Source organism: Planobacterium oryzisoli (assembly GCF_015354315.1).
Classification (GTDB): Bacteria; Bacteroidota; Bacteroidia; order Flavobacteriales; family Weeksellaceae; genus Planobacterium_A; species Planobacterium_A oryzisoli.
In genome coordinates, this window is sequence record NZ_JADKYY010000004.1 from 71,193 (window position 1) to 89,228 (window position 18,036).

Below are 18,036 nucleotides of genomic sequence, written 5' to 3' on the forward strand. Positions count from 1 at the left end.
CTTTTAGCCTCTTAACTTGTTAAAAATACTTACATCCACTGATTTGGTATTACGGTACAGCATGGCAATGATTGCCAGTCCTACCGCTACCTCTGCAGCAGCCACCACCATGATGAAAAATACCAGGATCTGGCCGTGTCCGTCGCCGTTGTAGCTGGAGAATGCGGCCAAAAGAAGGTTTACGGAGTTGAGCATCAGCTCCACGCACCCTAGGATAATGATTGCATTCTTGCGCAGCAGTACCCCAACTACTCCCAGGGAGAAAAGTACACTGGAGAGAATAATGAAGTAATTAAGCGGGACGCTCTGAATAAATGTATTGACTTCGCCCATAGTTATAAATCTCTTTTTCCGATTAATACCGCCCCTACGATACCTGCCAGGATCAGAATCGAGGCAAATTCAAAAGGAAGTACGTACTGATTGAAAAGCAGTCTTCCCAGATTCTTGGTAAGACCCACTGTGTAGTCTATCTGATCGCCCGCAAGGATGTTTTCCTTCACTCCGCGGAAGGCGCCAAGGATACCTACCAAAAGGATTCCTCCGGCAAACACCCCGATGAACTTTAAGGCATTGTGTTTTTTGCTTTCGTCGGCCTTGTTTAAATTAAGCATCATAAGGATGTAAAGAAACAGTACCATGATGGCTCCGGCATAGACGATGATCTGCACGATACCCAGGAACTGCGCATTGAGCAGCACGTAGAGTCCGGCGATAGAGAACATCGTTACGATAAGGGAAAGGATGGAGTAGATCGGGTTTCGGGCAAAGACGAAATAAAAGGCACTTGCCACAGCCAAAAAGGCTACAATAAAAAAGAGTGTCTGTTCCATTATTTTACGGCCTTTTTTTGTTTTTCACTTTGTCTTGCAGTAATGTCGATACGGTTGTTGATATCCTCTACAAGTTTGTCTTTTCCATAGATGAACGAGCCTCTGTTACGCTCCACGTCCACCAAACGGTCCGTGAGGTAGATAGCGGATTTAGGACAGGCCTCTTCGCACATACCGCAGAAGATGCACCGAAGCATATTGATCTCGTACATGGAGGCGTATTTTTCCTCGCGGTACAGGTGTTTTTCTTCCTTGGTGCGTTCGGCCGAAGTCATGGTAATGGCCTCCGCAGGACAGGCTACGGCGCAAAGACCGCAGGCCGTACAGCGCTCGCGTCCCTCTTCGTCCCTTTTCAGTACGTGCAGACCACGCCACACTTTTGCGCGGGGCTTTTCCACTTCGGGGTAGGAAAAAACTTTTCCTTTAGGACCTTCGATGGCATGCCTAAGGGTGATGGACATCCCCTTGATTATGGCCGGAAGGTAGAGTTTTTCCATAAAGGTCATTTCCTTGTTGGAAACAACTTTGGACCTGTTGGTTAGTTTCATCGTTTTCTATTTTTTATCTCCTTGAACTTCTAAGCCAGAGGCTTAAGATCTTTGGATATTTCTAATTACGCTTTTTGTTGTTCTTGTATGCCTCTTGTTAGGATCCGGTAAGCAAGATCACTGCTCCGGTTACCACCAGATTTAAAAGAGCCAAAGGAATCAGTGATTTCCATCCCAGGTGCATCAGCTGGTCGTAACGGAACCTAGGGATGGTCCAGCGGATCCACATAAAGATTAGTATTCCTATGATGGCCTTGAAAAGGATGGCTACGATACTTAATATCCCTGCGATGTTCTCTCCGTAGTTCTCCGTAACCCAAGCAATTCCAGGGTAGTTGAACCCACCAAAGAAAAGCGTGGCGATAAGGGCGTTGGAAATGAACATATTAACATACTCTCCGAACATGTACATACCAAAATTCATCGAGGAGTACTCGGTCATATACCCATTGACCAGTTCCGATTCACATTCAGGAAGATCGAACGGGTGGCGGTTGGTCTCGGCAAGAGCAGCCACCAGGAAAATAATGAAAGCCAGAGGCTGGTAGAAAATGTTCCAGTTCATACCGTCGGCCGGGATTAGCCCCCAAAGAAGACCGCTTCCCTGATCGGAAACAATTTTCTGAAGGTCCAGTGAGCCACTCATCATAATAATGGAAAGAAGCGACAGACCCATGGCCAGCTCGTAGGAAATCATCTGCGAGGAGGCACGGATGGCTCCAATAAGTGAATATTTGTTGTTGGAAGCCCATCCTCCGATCATCATGCCATACACTCCGATGGAAACCATTCCAATAAGGAACAGTACACCTATGTCTACGTTGGCTACCTGAATGGAAAAGCTCTCTCCACCGATGTTAAGGCTCTGCCCCCAAGGAATGACTGCCCCGGTGATAAGTGCAATAAACATGGTGATGGAAGGGCCCAGGATAAAAAGAAACTTTTCGGCTCCATTGGGAATAAATCCTTCCTTGAAAAACAGCTTTCCTCCGTCGGCAAGGGGCTGCAGAAGACCAAAAGGTCCTGCGCGGTTGGGTCCGATACGGTCCTGCAAGAGCGCTGCCACCTTACGTTCTCCCCAGGTGGAGTAGGCCGCAATTCCCAAGGATACGGCAAAGAGGGTTACTACCAGTATGATTTTAAAAGTAAGTAAATCCATAGTATGAGTTTTTTTTCTGCTTTTGGACTCTTAAGTGGATACGCATTAAAAGTCTGAAGCTTTAAAAAAGGGGTTTAAATTTGTTCGTTGGCCTCGGCCTCGTCCTTTTCACTTAGTTGCTTGGCCTGAAAATTATCCAGTAGCACAGGTTCGTCCTGTGGCTTTTGGTAGTGGTTCAGGGAGATTACCGAATGGCGGTCAATATGACGCGGCCCTTCAATAGTCCAGTACGAGAGCTCTTTCTTTTCGAAACGGCAAGAGTTACAGATCCATTCCTCGCTTTCCCCATACTGGTTCTGACGGGTCGTTACGCGGATAATCTCATCGCCTTTCATCCAAAGAACGGCTTTTCCACTGCATTTATCACAGCTGCAGTGCGCATCCATTGGCTTGGTAAACCATACCCTTGAAGCAAAACGTGCAGTGCGGTCCGTTAAGGCTCCGACCGGACACACGTCGATTACGTTGCCAATGAAGTCGTTGTCCAGTGCCTTGTTCAGATAGGTGGAAATCTCTGCGTGGTCTCCGCGGAAGAGAATTCCGTGCTCGCGTTTTTCGGTCAGCTGGTTGGCTGCAATCACGCATCTGGCGCAGAGGATACAGCGGTTCATATGGAGCTTAATGTAGGGACCTATATCTTCCGGCTCAAAGGTCCTTCGTTCAAATTCGGTGCGGGTACGCTCCAGTCCGTGTTCGTACCCAAGGTCCTGAAGGTGGCATTCTCCCGCCTGATCGCACACTGGGCAGTCCAGTGGGTGGTTTACCAGAAGGAATTCAGTCACGGCCTTACGGGCTTCCTGGGTCTTTTCACTCTGTAGGTTCTTTATCTCCATTCCGTCCATCACCGTGGTACGGCAGCTGGCTACCAGTTTGGGCATAGGGCGCGGATCGGCATCCGATCCTTTGGAAACCTCTACAAGGCAGGTTCTGCAACGTCCTCCACTGGTCTCCAGGGGTTTGTAGTAGCACATGGCTGGGGGTACGGATTTTCCACCGATGGCACGAGCCGCCTCCAGGATGGTAGTGCCGGGAGCCACCTCGACGGTCTGTCCGTCTACGGTGACTTTGAATTTTTTCACTTCTTCGCTCATAATTTTATGCGTTGAGTCTGTTTGCTCTAAAGCATCGTTTTTTAGTTCACGTGGGTCTTTTAGCTCTGGCTAAGTACCGGGATGGGATCGGCGTAGCCTGCAAGCCCGTAGTTCTTAGTTTGGGCCAGCTCAGGATTTTTCACATGCCATTCGAACTCGTCACGGAAGTGGCGGATGGCTGCGGCCACCGGCCACGCCGCGGCATCTCCCAGCGGACAGATCGTATTGCCTTCTATTTTCCTTTGGATATCCCACAGAAGGTCTATGTCTTCCATGGTTCCTTCTCCCATTTCAATTTTTTTCAGGATCTTGTACATCCACGGAGTACCTTCCCTGCACGGGGTACACTGCCCGCAGCTTTCGTGGGCATAGAACCTAGAAAGGCTCATGGTGTGTGCCACGATGCACTGGTCTTCATCAAGAACCTCAAATCCTCCCGAGCCCATCATGGTACCGGTAGCGAACCCACCGTCGGCCAGGGATTCGTAGTTCATCATTCGTGGCTCGCCGCTTATCGTCCTAAGCATCAGATTGGCCGGAAGAATAGGTACAGAAGATCCTCCAGGAATACAGGCCTTTAGTTTCTTGCCGTCTTTAATACCGCCACAGTACTCCTCAGAGTAGATGAATTCTTCCACCGAGATGGTCATGTCGATTTCATAGACGCCCGGCTTATTTATATTTCCACAGGCGGAGATCAGCTTGGTACCGGTGGATTTCCCTACGCCAATCTTGGCGTACTCCGCACCGGTGATATTGATGATAGGAACTACCGCAGCGATAGATTCCACATTGTTTACAACGGTAGGACGCTCCCACAGACCTTTTACGGCCGGGAACGGTGGTTTTAGACGTGGATTTCCACGCTTGCCTTCCAGAGATTCGAGCAGTGCCGTTTCCTCTCCACAGATATAGGCGCCTGCCCCACGCTGCACGTAGATTTCCAGATCAAAGCCGGATCCCAGGATGTTCTTTCCTAAGAATCCTGCGGCTTTTGCCTCGTCGATTGCCTGTTCGAGGATGTCCGGTATCCAAGAGTATTCCCCACGTATATAAATAAAGGACGTATTGGCCCCCAGACAATAAGACGATATAATCATCCCCTCAATCAAGAGATGGGGAAGGTATTCCATCAGGTACCGGTCTTTGAAGGTGCCCGGTTCGGATTCGTCGGCATTGACCACAAGGTGTCTTGGTACGCCTTCAGGCTTTGCCAAAAAGCTCCATTTAAGACCGGTGGGGAATCCTGCGCCCCCACGGCCTCTAAGGCCTGAGACTTTCACCTCTTCTAAGATTTGGTCCGGGGTCATGGCAAAGGCTTTTTCCACCGCCCCATATCCGCCTTCTCTGCGGTATACGTCGTACTGGCGGATGCCTTCTATGTGTGCGTCTTTTAGTAAAAGTTTTCTACCCATTTCTAGCTAAGAATTAATCCAAAGCAATGGAACCCTGGCGGCATAGCTCCAGAATCTCATCCACTTTTTCAGTAGTTAAATGTTCGTGATAAAATTTGCCTAGCTGCATCATTGGCGCATAACCACAAGCGCCCAGGCATTCGGCAGGCTTAAGCGTGAACAGTCCGTCCGGGGTAGTTTCCCCGTCTTTTATACCCAGCGTGGTGCGGATATGCTCCAGGATCTTCTCACTGCCCGAAACCATGCACGGTCCGGTGCGGCATACTTCCAGTACGTATTTACCTACCGGCTTCATATTGAACATCGTATAGAAGGTAGCCACCTCATACACCTCAATCGGTTTTATGGAAAGCAGTGAAGCCACATAATCCATCACCGGTACACTCAGCCATCCACCGAACTCTTTCTGCGCTAAGTGGAGCACAGGGATTAGTGCGGACTTCTGACGTCCCTCCGGATAACGTGCGATGATTTTGTTCACCTGCTCCAGCGCTTCAGATCTAAAAGCAATCGTCTCACTCATTTTTGGTATCTTTATTTGGGTTGCTGCGCATTTTTTAAAGGTGCGCTGCGCTTAAATTCGTAACTGTTATTCTCTATGCGTCCAGTTCCCCTGCAATCACATTCATCGAACACATGGTCAGTACCGCATCGGAAATCATACCTCCCTTGATCATCTCTGGATAAGCCTGGTAGTATATAAAACACGGTCTTCTAAAATGCAGGCGGTACGGGGTTCTTCCTCCGTCACTCACTAGGTAAAAGCCCAGTTCTCCATTTCCACCCTCAACGCAGTGGTATACTTCTCCTTTCGGTACGTCGGTCTCACCCATCACGATCTTAAAGTGGTAGATAAGGGCTTCCATATTGTTGTACACGTCGGCCTTCTCTGGAAGGTAGAATTCCGGTACATCCGCATGGAACGGTCCGTCCGGAAGATTCTTATAGGCCTGCTCGATGATCTTAAGACTCTCCCAAACCTCGTGCTGACGCACCATGAAACGGTCGTAAGTGTCTCCTGCCGTACCTATAGGAACCATGAAATCAAAATCCTGGTAGGAACTGTACGGACTACTTACCCGTACGTCGTAGTCCACGCCGGTAGCCCGCAGGTTTGGACCCGTAAAGCCGTAAGAGAGTGCTCTTTCTGCTGAAATAGGTCCGGTATGTATGGTCCGGTCCATGAAGATCCGGTTTCTTTCGTTTAGCGTACAGAATTCACCCCAGATTTTAGGGAATTTCTTCAGCCAGGTAGAGAGAAGCTCGTGGAACTTGTCGTTGAAGTCTCTTTCAAATCCTCCAATTCGTCCCATGTTGGTGGTCATCCTTGCGCCACAAACCTGTTCGTACATCTCGTAAATGGCTTCACGCTCGCGGAAGAGATAGGTAAGACCGGTAATGGCCCCTGCATCCATCGCAATTACTCCATTGCAGATCATGTGGTCGGCAATACGCGCAAGTTCCATCATAATCACACGCATGTAATCCACACGCTTAGGGGTTTCCAATCCAATGAGTTTCTCGACGGTCATATGCCATCCGATATTGTTGATCGGTGCCGAGCAGTAATTCATACGGTCGGTAAGGGTCGTGATCTGGGCAAAATTCCTGCGCTCGGAAATTTTCTCAAACGCGCGGTGGATGTACCCCACGGTTTGCTCGTCGTGTACGATGCGCTCGCCGTCCATGGTAAGCACATTTTCAAAAATACCGTGCGTGGCGGGATGGGTAGGCCCAAGGTTTAGGGTATAGAGCTGTCCGTCGATCTGGTCCTCGGAGCCCTGGTGGGAAATAATATGGGATAGTGCGTTGTCTTTCATAATGGGAAGGCTTTTTTTGTTTTTCTCGCCTCTAGCGGCCAAACATTTTGTCGTTCTTATCCTCACGGGTGCCGTCCTCCAGACGGTATTCCTTCAGCATCGGGTGGTAGCCCAAATCTTCCATGTTGAGTATCACTCTTAGGTCCGGATGACCCGAAAAGCGTATTCCATAGAAGTCAAACGTTTCCCTTTCCATCCAGTTGGCAGCGGCGTAGAGGTCGGTCAGGGTCTCAAATTCCGCACCTTCCTTCTTGGTGAAGGACTTGAGGCGGATCCTGAAATTCTCCTTCATGTTGTGCAGGTGGTAGATCACCCCCAGTTCCTTTTCCGGGTCCTGTGGGTAGTGGATACCGCACACGTCGGTTAAGAAATTGATTTCCAGGGAAGAATCCCTTAGGTGGTGAACCACCTTCTTAAGGTCCTCTTTTTTAATTTCCAGGGTAAGCATCCCGTAGGGTTCTGAAACGTGCAGTACACTTTCCGGAAACTCGCGGGTAATGGCTTCTAATACAAATTCGTTGGTCATGGTTTGGTGGTGCTTGGATACGATATAACCTAAGGTTTTTGTTTACTTAATTCCGTAGGATTCCAGTAGGGCCTTGTACTGCGGCATGTCACGTCTGCGGATGCTCTCGCTTTCGGCAAGGGCCTGGACTTGCATCACGCCCTCGATAATTTGCTCCGGTCGTGGCGGACATCCTGGAACGTATACGTCCACTGGTATGATTTTATCCACGCCCTGGAGTACCGAATAGGTATCGAAAATACCTCCACTCGTGGCACATGCTCCTACGGCAACTACCCAGCGTGGCTCTGCCATTTGGGTGTACACCTGCTGAAGTACGGGACCTAGCTTTTTGGAAATCGTACCGCAAATCATCAGCATATCCGCGTGGCGCGGGGAGAAGGAGTTACGTTCCATCCCAAAACGAGAACCGTCGTAGGTCGGGTTTAAGAAAGCCATATACTCGATTCCACAACAAGAGGTGGCGAAAGGCAGTGGCCAAAGCGAATATTTTCTGGCCAGACCGACCACACTGGAAAGTTTCGTGGCAAAAAAGCCTTCTCCTTCCAGTCCTTCCGGTGGAGTGGCATCCATGCGTATTACAGGTTTATTATCTGACATAATGGTTGTGTTTTAAGGTGAATGTTAAAAATAGTCCATGGGCCTTGCCCCTGGTGCTCTCTAGCGGTCCCAATCCAGAGCGCCACGTTTCCATACGTAGACAAACGCCAGGAAGAAGATCGATACAAAGGTCAGCACTGCCAAAAAGCCTTGCATTCCAAATTCCCTGAAATTCACCGCGTAGGGATAGAAAAATACAATTTCTACATCGAAGAGTACGAAAAGTACCGCAGTAAGAAAATACTTCACAGAAAAGGGAGTACGTGCGTTACCTTCTATTTCAATACCGCACTCAAACGCTTCGTTCTTGCGCGTCCTGTTTTTGTCCATTTTAGGTCCTAAAAAGTGGGTACCCACTACGGACAAAAGGACAAAGCCCAAACCAACGAGCGCTTGGATTATAATCGGAATGTAATTCTCAGGTAAATTCATAGCAAAACATTTGACAATAATGTGCAAATTTAGTGAATTAAACTCCACTGACGAAATTTCCATCCGTTAAAAAAAAGCGCGCCACGAAAGGGCGCGTCCTATTTAGAATGGATATAAACTACTTGTATTGTTGGCGTTTTTTAAGGCCTTTCAGAACCCGGTAGGCAAGAAAGCCAATATAGAGAAAAAGTACGCTTGTATAGAGAATGCTTATGGCCTCATGGATCCGGGGCTCGGGATGGCGAAAAAACAGTTGGTAAGCAATAAAACCTAGTATTAATAGGCCGTAGAGAATTAGTGGTGTTTTCAAGAGCTTAGGGTTTTGGAGTAGGTTCTGCGGCGTTTATGGTTGCGCGGAGCGTAGTCCTGCCACAATAGCTGGATGTTCTTGTTTTCTTCCAGCTCAGGATTGGTCTCCAGGTACTTGACCCCTTTCTTTCGAAAGGTCTCGTAGATTTCCTTGAATATGATAGATGTCACCCCACGCTTTTGGTAGTCCGGATGGATTCCAATCAAATAGAAGTTGGCCCGGTCGTTGGAGCGTGAAGCCTGAAGGAAATGCCACCATCCGAAAGGCCACATTTTTCCTCCCGATGCTTGCAGTGCGCGCGAATAGGAAGGCATCGTTATGGCAAAGGCCACCAATTGGCCTAAGGAATCTGCAATACATATAACGTAGTCCTTGTCGATGAATCCGAAGTATTTTTCCTTGTAGGTTTTTACCTGCTCGGGCGTTATTGGGGTGTAGGTGGAGAGGTGCCGGTAGGTCTTATCCAAAAGATCAAACATAGGTTCCACCAGAGGAAGAAGTTCTTTCTTGCTGGAGAACTTAAGTACCTTGAGGTTGTATTTTTCTTTAATTAGCTGATTGAATTTCTCCACTTTTTCCGGTAGAACCTCAGGGAACACAATCTCGTACTCCACCCACTCCTTTTCCTTGGTGTAACCTAGTTTTTCCAAGTGCTCTACGTAGTAGGGGAAATTGTAGATTCCGATCATCGTTGCAAGCTGGTCAAAGCCCATCACCAGCATTCCGGCCTTGTCCAGGTTGGTAAAACCCATGGGGCCTTCAATCTTTGTGATGCCACGGCTTTGGGCAAAGTCCTGCGCTTTTTCAAGCAGCGCCGCGGAGACTTCCAGATCGTCGGTGAAATCAAGCCATCCGAAACGCACCTTATCAATACCTAAATCCTGTTTCTCCTTATGGTTCACGATCACCGCTATACGCCCTACAACCCTCTGGTCTTTAAAGGCGAGGTAGCGCGTGGCCTCACAATAGGAAAGAGCCGGATTTTCCTTCGGGTCCCAGATCTGCTTCTCGTCTTCTATAAGGGAAGGAACGAAGTTTTTATTATTTTTGTAGAGCTCCATAGGAAAGCGAACGAAACGTTCCAGATCTTCCTTGGATACTACCTCTCGAACCGTAATTTGTGCCATGGTTAACATTTGGGTTTGCAAAGATAAATATAAATTAAAAAAGGCCGTAAATTGGCATGCTTTTTCCATCAAGAGCAATAGTGCATTGTTTTTAATTCGAGACAAGGCGCAGTAGACTAGAATTAATAAGAAATAAACAATAAATCAATGACTTACTATTTAATTATTGGCGTGGTATTTATCCTCAGCATGATTGTCCAGAACAGGCTTCGATCGAAGTTTGCGCATTATTCCAATGTGCACCTTCAAAACGGTATGTCCGGGAAAGAAATCGCCGAGAAGATGCTTAGGGACAACGGGATCTCGGACGTACAAGTGATTTCCGTTCCGGGGCAGCTTACCGACCACTACAATCCCATGAACAAGACCATTAACCTCTCCGAAGGAGTGTATATGCAGCGTAACGCAGCTGCAGCGGCTGTAGCAGCGCACGAGACCGGACACGCCGTGCAGCACGCCGTCGGGTATTCCATGCTCCAGCTACGCTCTAAAATGGTACCGATGGTAAACGTATCTTCAAGACTTCTGCAGTTTGTACTTATGGCAGGTATTGTGGTGATGGCCATGTCCGGATCCAAGACCTTGCTGCTTATTGGTGTGATTCTTTTTGCAGTAACCACACTTTTTGCCTTTGTGACCCTGCCCGTGGAGTACGATGCCTCCAAACGTGCACTCGCTTGGCTTAGAAGCTCAGGCACCCTTGCGAACAAATCGGAATACGAAGGAGCAGAGGATTCATTAAAATGGGCCGCACGCACCTATGTCGTGGCAGCACTGGGATCCCTTGCGCAGCTTATTTACTTTGCCTCCATGCTTTCCGGAAGAAGCAGCGATTAATCTAAAACGCAAAACGTAACTTCATGCATCTGCGAGAAACTCTCGCAGATGTTTTCTTTTTGTAGCGAGGGTACGTGGGCCAAAACCGTGCAGGCTTCCAGCGCCTCAAAAGATTCAATCTGTGCGCCTTTTCGGCTTAAAAGCGCAAAGACCTGGTTTTGGAGATGGTACGGGAAACGAAGGGAGAGGACATAGGTAATGTCCTTAAGCTCTGTGCCCGCCTCATTAAGTGCCAGTTGGGCCGATTCTCTATAGGCTTTGATGAGTCCCGATACCCCCAGTTTCACTCCGCCATAATACCGTACTACAACTACAAGTACATTGGTCAGTTCGCGCGATAGGATCTGGTTGTAAATGGGAATTCCTGCCGTGGAGGATGGTTCTCCATCGTCCGAGGCGCGGTAGGTTGCTCCAAGGGGACCAATCCTATAAGCAAAGCAGTGGTGCGTGGCTTTTGGATGCAGGGTGCGCACTTTTAAGAGTTCTTCCTTGGCCTCTTCAATGGAGCGCACCGGAAGGGCAAAGCCGAGGAATCGACTGCCTTTTTCTCGGTACGGGACCTCGCGTGCCGCATTGGCTAGGGTAAGGTATTGGTGCGCCATCAGGCAAATCTACGAAAAACCCTGCAGCACTTCCTCGAGGGGTAGGATGGGAAAGTGCAGAAAAATTTCGCAAATCGCTTCAAGAATTTCATAGCAACAACGCGGTAAGACTAAAGTATCTTAGCAAAATAACGTACCTCTTATGTCGAGCAACCATTCCCATGTCCATTCCCATTCGCACAGCAGCAATAAAAAAGTGTTACTAGTAAGTCTTCTGATCCTTTCGCTCTTTATGGTTTTGGAAGTCATTGGCGGAATTAAAACCAAAAGTCTTGCGCTTATTTCCGATGCAGGGCATATGCTCAGCGATAGCGCGTCCCTTCTAATCGCGCTTCTGGCCCTCAATTTTGGCAGAAGAAAACCTTCGGAATCCCATACGTACGGATTCAAGCGTTTTGAAATTCTTGCGGCCACTCTCAACGGAGTAACCCTGCTTCTTGTGGCCGGCTATATAGTGTATGAGGCGGTCGGCCGTTTAGTAGACCCCCCGAGAGTTGAGGCCTCCGGTATGCTTTATATAGCAATAGGGGGCCTACTAGTAAACCTACTGGTGGCCTATATCATGGTTCGAGGTAGCGATGTAAAACAGAATCTCAATATGCGAGGGGCCTACCAGCATGTACTTAGCGACTTATTAGGATCCCTGGCGGCGGTAGCCGCAGCGCTTTTAATTATGGGGTGGGGCTGGCAGTGGGCAGACCCCCTATGCAGCCTGCTTGTTGCAGTTCTTATTCTACGTAGCGGCTATTTAATCACTAAAGAGTCGGTCCATGTATTAATGGAAGGCGTTCCCAAAGGGGTAGAGCTAAACAAGATCCGTGCGGCGCTTCTGGGGCATCCCCAGGTGGAGCAGCTCCACCATTTGCATGTATGGAGTCTTTCCAGTGGGCTCAATTCTCTTTCCGTGCACGTGGTAGTTAAGGAAAATAAATCCCTGCGCGAGCTACAGGTCCTGCGGGCTGAGTTGGAAGCGAAATTAATCCAATTAGAGATTGAGCATACTACTGTTCAGTTTGAGCCCATAGAACACGGACATACCGATTCTCTTTTTTGTCAGAGTCGTGCGCTTGGGCACTAGAATCGAAAAGGCCCGCCTGCCTAAAGGGCAGAGGGCCAATCCTCTCTCTCATCATTTACTTGATTCTTTATGCGATGCGTGGCTCGTGTTTGTGCTGGCCACTGATCATCTGCCACAGCGTGGGCTTGGGGGCGATACATAGCAGCCCGTTAGCCTGAAGGTCCTCCGTAAAGGCCTCCTCGCTGGTATTTCTTAAGATTATTTTTTCAAACACTGCCTTTCTGTGGGCGTACGCCTCCATGAACTCGGCGTTGGTTTCCCACTGTTGGATATCGTGCTTACGCATCCAGGTTACAAATTCACGTGGTGAAGAAAGAGTGACGCTGCGTTTGCGGTTTACCAGTGTGAAGACTTTCTTGCACTTACTGGTTAAAAGGTTAGACGACATAGGGTTTTCTTAAATGTTTTTCAAAAAAGTTTAACTTTAGTTCAATTACATGGTTCTTTTCCAATACTTCCAAAAATTGCCTTTCACAAAAAAAGCACTTGGGGAGCTCCACTCCCTTTTCCTTTGCGAAACTCTTCATAAATTCCATGGGAGATAAGGATAAAGAGTTATGCTCCTTCTGCATCAGTTCAATCAGCTCGGTGTAAGTTTTGAACTTGATGCGCCTGTTGTTTTCTTTTAGGATACAAACCATACTCTGGCGCTACAAAAATTACTTGGTCAAATATAAAAGGATAATTAGGAAATTTTCAATAGCAGTAGGGGGACAAAACGGGGACGTTTTTAGTTCAAATTAGTCCAAATAAGCTTTAAAATATACCATATGTATACTTATAGGTTATATTTTTTAAGAATTTACCTACCTTTACTGTATAAAACTACTAACCTCAGTGCACTTTCAGCGCATTATTTTCTTTTTCGTATTTTCTTTATCTCTCCCTTTGGTAGGGCAGAGAATTTCCCTTGATGTAAAATACTCCGAGAGGGCCAACTTGTACGAGAGCCTTTTAAACCAGCAGCAGGACTTTGGGTGCGATACTCTAAAGATGCACCGCTTTCTGGAGCCTATTAAGAATTCCGACGATCCCAATATACAAGTGCTCTACCATGTACTTCTAGGACAAGGTTATGCCCACTGCTTTCAGCGGGTGACTCTTAAGAGCAACCAGCATTATCTTCGGGCTATCGAACTCTCTAAGAAAGGTCCGGTAAGTCTGCAGGTAGTAGCCAATGTGAACTACGCACAGTACCTCTACCACTTTCGTAGCATGAATGCCTCCCTGGCCTATTTCCTTCAAGCGGAAAGTCTTCTCTTGGCCTCGGAGAATTTTCCGCATATCAATCCTCAGGATTCCTACCGGTGGATAGGGTACTACTATGGTACCATAGGAGATAGATCCACGGCAATCCAGATGCTGGAAAAAGCCAAGCAGTTTACTTCGGAAGGAGAGAGCGACTATGCAGGAGTCATTGACAATTTAGGACTGTACCTAATGTACGAGGGCAGGTATGCCCAGGCGCAGAGCTATTTTCACCAGGCCCTTGGCGCTTCGAAGAAAGCGGGTGATTCCTTACGTTACGCAAAAGTCCTTGCCAATATGGGGGATTTGATGTACCGGGAGAAACGCCCGGTGGACGGTCTTAACCTAGTTAAAAAAGGACTGAAGATATCCAGGCGAATGAAGGCGGAGATGAATACCCTCTATACCCTTACTATTCTGGCCAAAATACAATTAGCTCTTGAAGATTACCCGGCTGCTGAGAAATCCCTACTGGAGGCGAGTACCATTTATAAAAGTACGCCACGTTTTGCAACCAACGGTGTGGAAGTCGAAGAGTTAAAAGCGCAGCTTTATAAGGCAACCGGGGATCCACTGAAGGAACTGGAGGCCCACCATGCTATTGATTTTCTCGAGGAGCAGCTTCAGTATACCGACGGGGATACGGCGCTGAACCGTGCAAACTTGCTTCTAAACCGTTCCCGCTCGCAGCGCCTGGCTCTTGAGGTAGAGAATGAGCGCAGAGAAATGCTCTTTATGCGGCTATTATATTTCACTTCGCTTGTGCTGATTCTTGGAATCCTGTACTATATACTTACCACTTCGCGCCGCGCGCTTAAGCAGCGTAAGATGCAGTATACGCAGCACGTGATGGAGCTCGAACTGGAGAAAATGCGTTACGAGCAGTCCCTGAGCAAGACCAAGCTATCGCTTGAAAAGCAGGTGGCACATCTCAGGCATAAAGACAGGCAGATTGCCAAACTCCAATCCGAAATGGAGCAGGTGAGTCAGTCCAATCTTAACGAATTTGAGCAGGAATCCCACGCCCTAAGCAAGCTCTTGGAGTCGCACCTTATGACCGACGAGAACTGGCAGCAGTTTAAAAGAGAGTTTATGAAGCTCCAGCCTGAGTTTTATAAGCAGCTTACCCGGGAGTTTCCAGAACTTAGGGAAAGTGCCCACAGAATCCTAATTCTCAAAAGACTTGGTTTCAGTAATTTGGAGATTGCGCGCCTTTTGGGAGTTAGTCAGGACGCGATAAAGAAGTCACTGCAGCGCGTGAAACTAAAGCTCGCGGAACGCTACGCCAAGTTAAAAGAACTGGTGGGTATCTAGACCATTTGGTATTCCATGCGTACGGACTCTTCCATCCACTCTTTTTTAAAATCAAGGCCTGGGGGCACCCTTGGCGCTAGGGTTCCTTTCTCTAACTCGAGCGACTCGTTTTTAAAGCGCACGATCTGATCGTAGAGCCCCAGGTCCAATAGCCGTTGCAGGGTGTAGGCTCCGCCCTCCACCAGTACCGATTGTATGCCTCTTTGGTATAAGACCTTAAGAATCTGCTCCTCGATATTGTTCTCTGAAAGCTTAATATATTCGGTGCTTCCCCTTGTTTGCTCTTTTATTAAATTGAAAACCCAGGTCGGAGCCTCACTGGAGTAAATGCGGTGCGTTTCTGGCACCTTAAGGGTTCGGTCAATTAAAAGGCGCAGCGGATTTGGTCCCTCCACGAGTCGCGTGGTAAGGGAAGGATTGTCCGAAAGCGCCGTACCGGTGCCTACCAGTATGGCCTCCTCTTTGGCGCGCATCGTATGTACCCACTGGCTTTCTAAAGCAGTAGTTATTTTTGCCGGTCGGAAATTCTTATCGATATAACCGTCCTTGGATTCGGCCCATTTTAAAACTACATAAGGACGTTTCTTTTCATGGAAACAAAAGAACCTACGGTTTAACTCGCGGCACTTTTTTTCCAGTACACCCTCTAATACTTCTACTCCTGCCTGGCGAAGTAATGCAGTGCCTTTTCCTGCAACTAAGGGATTGGAGTCGTAGGAGCCGACCACTACCATCTTTGGTCCAATCTCTTTAAGTCGAAGGGCGCAGGGCGGGGTTTTGCCGTAATGTGCGCAGGGTTCCAGCGTCACATAGAAGACCGACTCTTTTAGGAGGTGGGGCTCCCTGCAGCTGTTTATGGCTTCTATCTCCGCATGGTATTCACCGGCCTTTCGGTGGTAGCCTTCTCCTATGATTCGCCCCTGGTGCACAATCACACAGCCCACCAGAGGATTGGGATAGGTATAGCCCTCGGCACGTTGGGCCACTTCCAGAGCGCGCAGCATATAATGCTCGTGGGTGTACATAATTAAGATAATTTTGTGTTGGTAAAGATACTTAATAGAGGAAATCAACTGCCTACAGCCGTAAAAAATAAAGGCCCTTTCTTTGAAAAAAAAGGCCTTTACCATATATACTACATCATTTACTTACGTGGCTGATCCCCCCTCCGGAGATATAATCTGGTGCAGGGCACTCCTCAGGTGCTCCAGCTGCTGCTTTTTCTCGTCTATCTTGGCATAGGTGTCCTTGAGTAAAGGATTGTCTCTGCTTGGAGAGTTAAAGAATCCAAGATTGTTTTCTAGTGTGGAGATTTCCGCTTCCAGATCCTGAATCTGGTTTTTGATTTTACGGGCCTTATCGGTGAGTTGGGATTCAGAAAGGTTTTCGTCTTTCAAATCGTATTCACTGGCGTTGTTTAGACGCAGCTTCTCGCGTAGGGTCTTGTTGAATTCGGTATTGATGGAGATCTTGTCGCGTGGTACTTTTCCAACGGCATTCCACTGCGCTTTGATCCGTTCAATCTCCTCCATGCTCCCTTCTGAGTTTCCAATGGCTTTCAGGGATTCCAGCAGCGCTCTCTTGGAGTGGTAGTTTTCTTTCCAATTGTCTCCCGCTCCTTGGGTCTTTTCCCTATGATTGGCAAAGAAGGTATTGCATGCGTCCTTGAATTCCTCCCATATCTTATTGGCCTGGCTGCGTGGTACATGCCCAATCTGCTTCCATTCCTCTTGTAGTTTCTTATAAAGAGGTACCATGGTATCCCAGTCCTCTGAATGCATATTGTCGCGCGCCGTCTCTACCAGTTTCTGCTTTTTGCTCAAGTTTTCTACCTGGCTTCCTTTCAGGTTCTTGTAAAAATCGTTCTTGCTTTGGTTAAAGGACTTAAGAACTTCCTTGAATTCGTTCCAGTTCTGATTAGAGAGTTTTCGAGGGACACTTCCCGTCTTTAAAAAATCCTCACGTAGTTTTTCCACCGTCTTGATTGCATTTTGCCAGAACTGATGCGAAGCGTTCTTGCCCTCTTCTGAAAAGCCGCGTATTTTTTCTATTATCGCGTTTTTACGCGTAAGGTTTGCGAACTGCTCCTCTTCCAACGCGGCGGAGAGTTCCGATTTTCTATCATGAATCTGGTTGGAGAGCTCCTTAAACTGCTCCCAAGTCTTCTCCCTGAACTCCTCGGCTACGGGCTCTGCTTCCTCTTTCCAGAGTTTATGCAGGTACTGCAGTTCATTGAGCGCCTTTTGTACAGGCTCTTCCAATAGCGCCTTTGCACGCTCGATGATATGCTCGCGTTTCTCTAGGTTATGCTGGTATTCCTGGTGTAGGTATTCCTTGTTTAAATCCAGCATCTGGTAGAACTGGTTCAGATGGTGGAAATAATTATTGTTTAGAAGTTTGAATTCGGCCTTGGCTACTTGGCCGGCTTCCGACCAGGCTTTCTTAATTTCTCGGATTTCCTTGAAAAAATTCGTACCCGGCTCCGATCCTGTATAGAGGTTTTTAAGGCGCTCGATTATATCCTGGCGCTGGGAGAGGTTTTCCTCTTGGCTGGCCTGCTGTTCTTTCAGGTAGATATCGTGCTTTTCCTTAAAAATACCGCTGAGCCCGGACAGGCGCGCCTGAAGTGGGTGTTCGTAATGAAAGTCACTTTCCATTCCCCCTTCCGCGATGAAACCCGCTCTTCGGTCGTGGATGTCCTTTACGAGCATGCCCTGTACTTTTTCACGCAGCTGAGAGAATTCCCTGTTTTTTTCTCCCGCATTGGGAAGATTGATAAGCTGCTCCATCCGGGAAAGGAGTTCTTCGGGTGAAAGTTCCTCCTTGGTTTCAGGGGTAGGGGCATCTTTTAAAGAGGAAAGGGGGGGGGCTGGAGCCGCATCTGATTCCTTCCGGGTATCGCTACTGTTTTCTGTAGCAGCAGGTTGCTGCTTTACTTCAGCGTTTTCCAAGAGTTCCTCTGCCACTTCCACTACCGGGCTGTAGGGTTGCTCTGTAGAAGCCTCTCTGGTATCGGGATCGTTTATCAGTTTTTTTTCTTCGTGGTTCTCCTTAGGTACGGACTGCTCGCTGCTCATGGCTACTTTATTTTAAAGT

General features: G+C 48.0%; 20 protein-coding genes. 3 read left to right on the forward strand and 17 right to left on the reverse strand.

Going from position 1 to position 18,036, the window contains the following annotated elements; translation table 11 throughout:
- Positions 1-3: 3 nt before the first annotated feature.
- From nuoK to IC612_RS04280, 13 genes are all read right to left on the reverse strand, one after another.
- On the reverse strand, positions 4-333 hold the full coding sequence (nuoK, locus tag IC612_RS04220) for an NADH-quinone oxidoreductase subunit NuoK (protein WP_194738930.1): 330 nt from the start codon (positions 331-333) through the stop codon (positions 4-6).
- A 2-nt stretch (positions 334-335) separates the two neighbouring features.
- Positions 336-833 (reverse strand): NADH-quinone oxidoreductase subunit J family protein, encoded by a 498-nt coding sequence (locus tag IC612_RS04225; protein WP_194738931.1) that lies wholly within the window; start codon positions 831-833, stop codon positions 336-338.
- Complete coding sequence (locus tag IC612_RS04230; protein ID WP_194738932.1) at positions 833-1,381, reverse strand: NuoI/complex I 23 kDa subunit family protein; 549 nt, start codon at positions 1,379-1,381, stop codon at positions 833-835. Before IC612_RS04230 ends, IC612_RS04225 begins: the two co-directional genes overlap by 1 nt.
- Before the next feature lie 97 nt (positions 1,382-1,478).
- Positions 1,479-2,540: an NADH-quinone oxidoreductase subunit NuoH gene (nuoH, locus tag IC612_RS04235; RefSeq protein ID WP_194738933.1), complete on the reverse strand. Its 1,062-nt coding sequence runs from the start codon at positions 2,538-2,540 to the stop codon at positions 1,479-1,481.
- Positions 2,541-2,614: 74 nt separating this feature from the next.
- Positions 2,615-3,631, reverse strand: coding sequence for a 2Fe-2S iron-sulfur cluster-binding protein (locus IC612_RS04240; RefSeq protein ID WP_194738934.1), 1,017 nt, complete (start codon positions 3,629-3,631; stop codon positions 2,615-2,617).
- 59 nt (positions 3,632-3,690) lie between these two features.
- On the reverse strand, positions 3,691-5,046 hold the full coding sequence (nuoF, locus tag IC612_RS04245) for an NADH-quinone oxidoreductase subunit NuoF (RefSeq protein ID WP_194738935.1): 1,356 nt from the start codon (positions 5,044-5,046) through the stop codon (positions 3,691-3,693).
- A gap of 13 nt (positions 5,047-5,059) precedes the next feature.
- Positions 5,060-5,569 (reverse strand): NADH-quinone oxidoreductase subunit NuoE family protein, encoded by a 510-nt coding sequence (locus tag IC612_RS04250; protein WP_194738936.1) that lies wholly within the window; start codon positions 5,567-5,569, stop codon positions 5,060-5,062.
- Positions 5,570-5,642: 73 nt separating this feature from the next.
- Positions 5,643-6,866, reverse strand: a complete 1,224-nt coding sequence (locus tag IC612_RS04255) for an NADH-quinone oxidoreductase subunit D (RefSeq protein ID WP_194738937.1) — start codon at positions 6,864-6,866, stop codon at positions 5,643-5,645.
- Positions 6,867-6,897: 31 nt separating this feature from the next.
- Positions 6,898-7,392 (reverse strand): NADH-quinone oxidoreductase subunit C, encoded by a 495-nt coding sequence (locus tag IC612_RS04260; RefSeq protein WP_194738938.1) that lies wholly within the window; start codon positions 7,390-7,392, stop codon positions 6,898-6,900.
- Positions 7,393-7,434: 42 nt separating this feature from the next.
- A complete protein-coding gene (locus IC612_RS04265) occupies positions 7,435-7,992 on the reverse strand; it encodes an NADH-quinone oxidoreductase subunit B (protein ID WP_194738939.1) in 558 nt (185 codons plus the stop codon).
- A 60-nt stretch (positions 7,993-8,052) separates the two neighbouring features.
- Positions 8,053-8,424: an NADH-quinone oxidoreductase subunit A gene (locus IC612_RS04270; RefSeq protein WP_194738940.1), complete on the reverse strand. Its 372-nt coding sequence runs from the start codon at positions 8,422-8,424 to the stop codon at positions 8,053-8,055.
- Positions 8,425-8,542: 118 nt separating this feature from the next.
- On the reverse strand, positions 8,543-8,734 hold the full coding sequence (locus IC612_RS04275) for a hypothetical protein (protein ID WP_194738941.1): 192 nt from the start codon (positions 8,732-8,734) through the stop codon (positions 8,543-8,545).
- Positions 8,731-9,861: a GNAT family N-acetyltransferase gene (locus IC612_RS04280; protein WP_194738942.1), complete on the reverse strand. Its 1,131-nt coding sequence runs from the start codon at positions 9,859-9,861 to the stop codon at positions 8,731-8,733. The genes IC612_RS04275 and IC612_RS04280 overlap by 4 nt, the downstream gene beginning before the upstream one ends.
- A 147-nt stretch (positions 9,862-10,008) precedes the next feature.
- Here IC612_RS04280 and IC612_RS04285 point away from each other — a divergent pair, with 147 nt between their 5' ends.
- Entirely contained in the window at positions 10,009-10,698 is a 690-nt protein-coding gene (locus tag IC612_RS04285) for a zinc metallopeptidase (RefSeq protein ID WP_194738943.1), read from the forward strand.
- Here IC612_RS04285 and IC612_RS04290 read toward each other — a convergent pair.
- Positions 10,695-11,300, reverse strand: a complete 606-nt coding sequence (locus tag IC612_RS04290) for an IMPACT family protein (protein ID WP_194738944.1) — start codon at positions 11,298-11,300, stop codon at positions 10,695-10,697. The two genes, IC612_RS04285 and IC612_RS04290, sit on opposite strands and share 4 nt — an antisense overlap.
- Positions 11,301-11,442: 142 nt before the next feature.
- Here IC612_RS04290 and IC612_RS04295 point away from each other — a divergent pair, with 142 nt between their 5' ends.
- The gene (locus tag IC612_RS04295) at positions 11,443-12,378 is read left to right on the forward strand and encodes a cation diffusion facilitator family transporter (protein ID WP_194738945.1); all 936 of its coding nucleotides are present in this window, start codon (positions 11,443-11,445) and stop codon (positions 12,376-12,378) included.
- A 67-nt stretch (positions 12,379-12,445) separates the two neighbouring features.
- On the opposite strand, the gene IC612_RS04300 is transcribed toward IC612_RS04295, so the two are convergent.
- Positions 12,446-12,766, reverse strand: coding sequence for a hypothetical protein (locus IC612_RS04300; RefSeq protein ID WP_194738946.1), 321 nt, complete (start codon positions 12,764-12,766; stop codon positions 12,446-12,448).
- A 449-nt stretch (positions 12,767-13,215) separates the two neighbouring features.
- Here IC612_RS04300 and IC612_RS04305 point away from each other — a divergent pair, with 449 nt between their 5' ends.
- Positions 13,216-14,940 (forward strand): tetratricopeptide repeat protein, encoded by a 1,725-nt coding sequence (locus IC612_RS04305; protein ID WP_194738947.1) that lies wholly within the window; start codon positions 13,216-13,218, stop codon positions 14,938-14,940.
- Here IC612_RS04305 and ribD read toward each other — a convergent pair.
- Positions 14,937-15,965 carry a bifunctional diaminohydroxyphosphoribosylaminopyrimidine deaminase/5-amino-6-(5-phosphoribosylamino)uracil reductase RibD gene (gene ribD, locus IC612_RS04310; RefSeq protein WP_194738948.1) on the reverse strand — a complete coding sequence of 343 codons (1,029 nt, stop codon included), beginning with the start codon at positions 15,963-15,965 and terminating at the stop codon, positions 14,937-14,939. The two genes, IC612_RS04305 and ribD, sit on opposite strands and share 4 nt — an antisense overlap.
- A gap of 123 nt (positions 15,966-16,088) precedes the next feature.
- Positions 16,089-18,017: a DUF349 domain-containing protein gene (locus IC612_RS04315; RefSeq protein ID WP_194738949.1), complete on the reverse strand. Its 1,929-nt coding sequence runs from the start codon at positions 18,015-18,017 to the stop codon at positions 16,089-16,091.
- Positions 18,018-18,036: the final 19 nt, after the last annotated feature.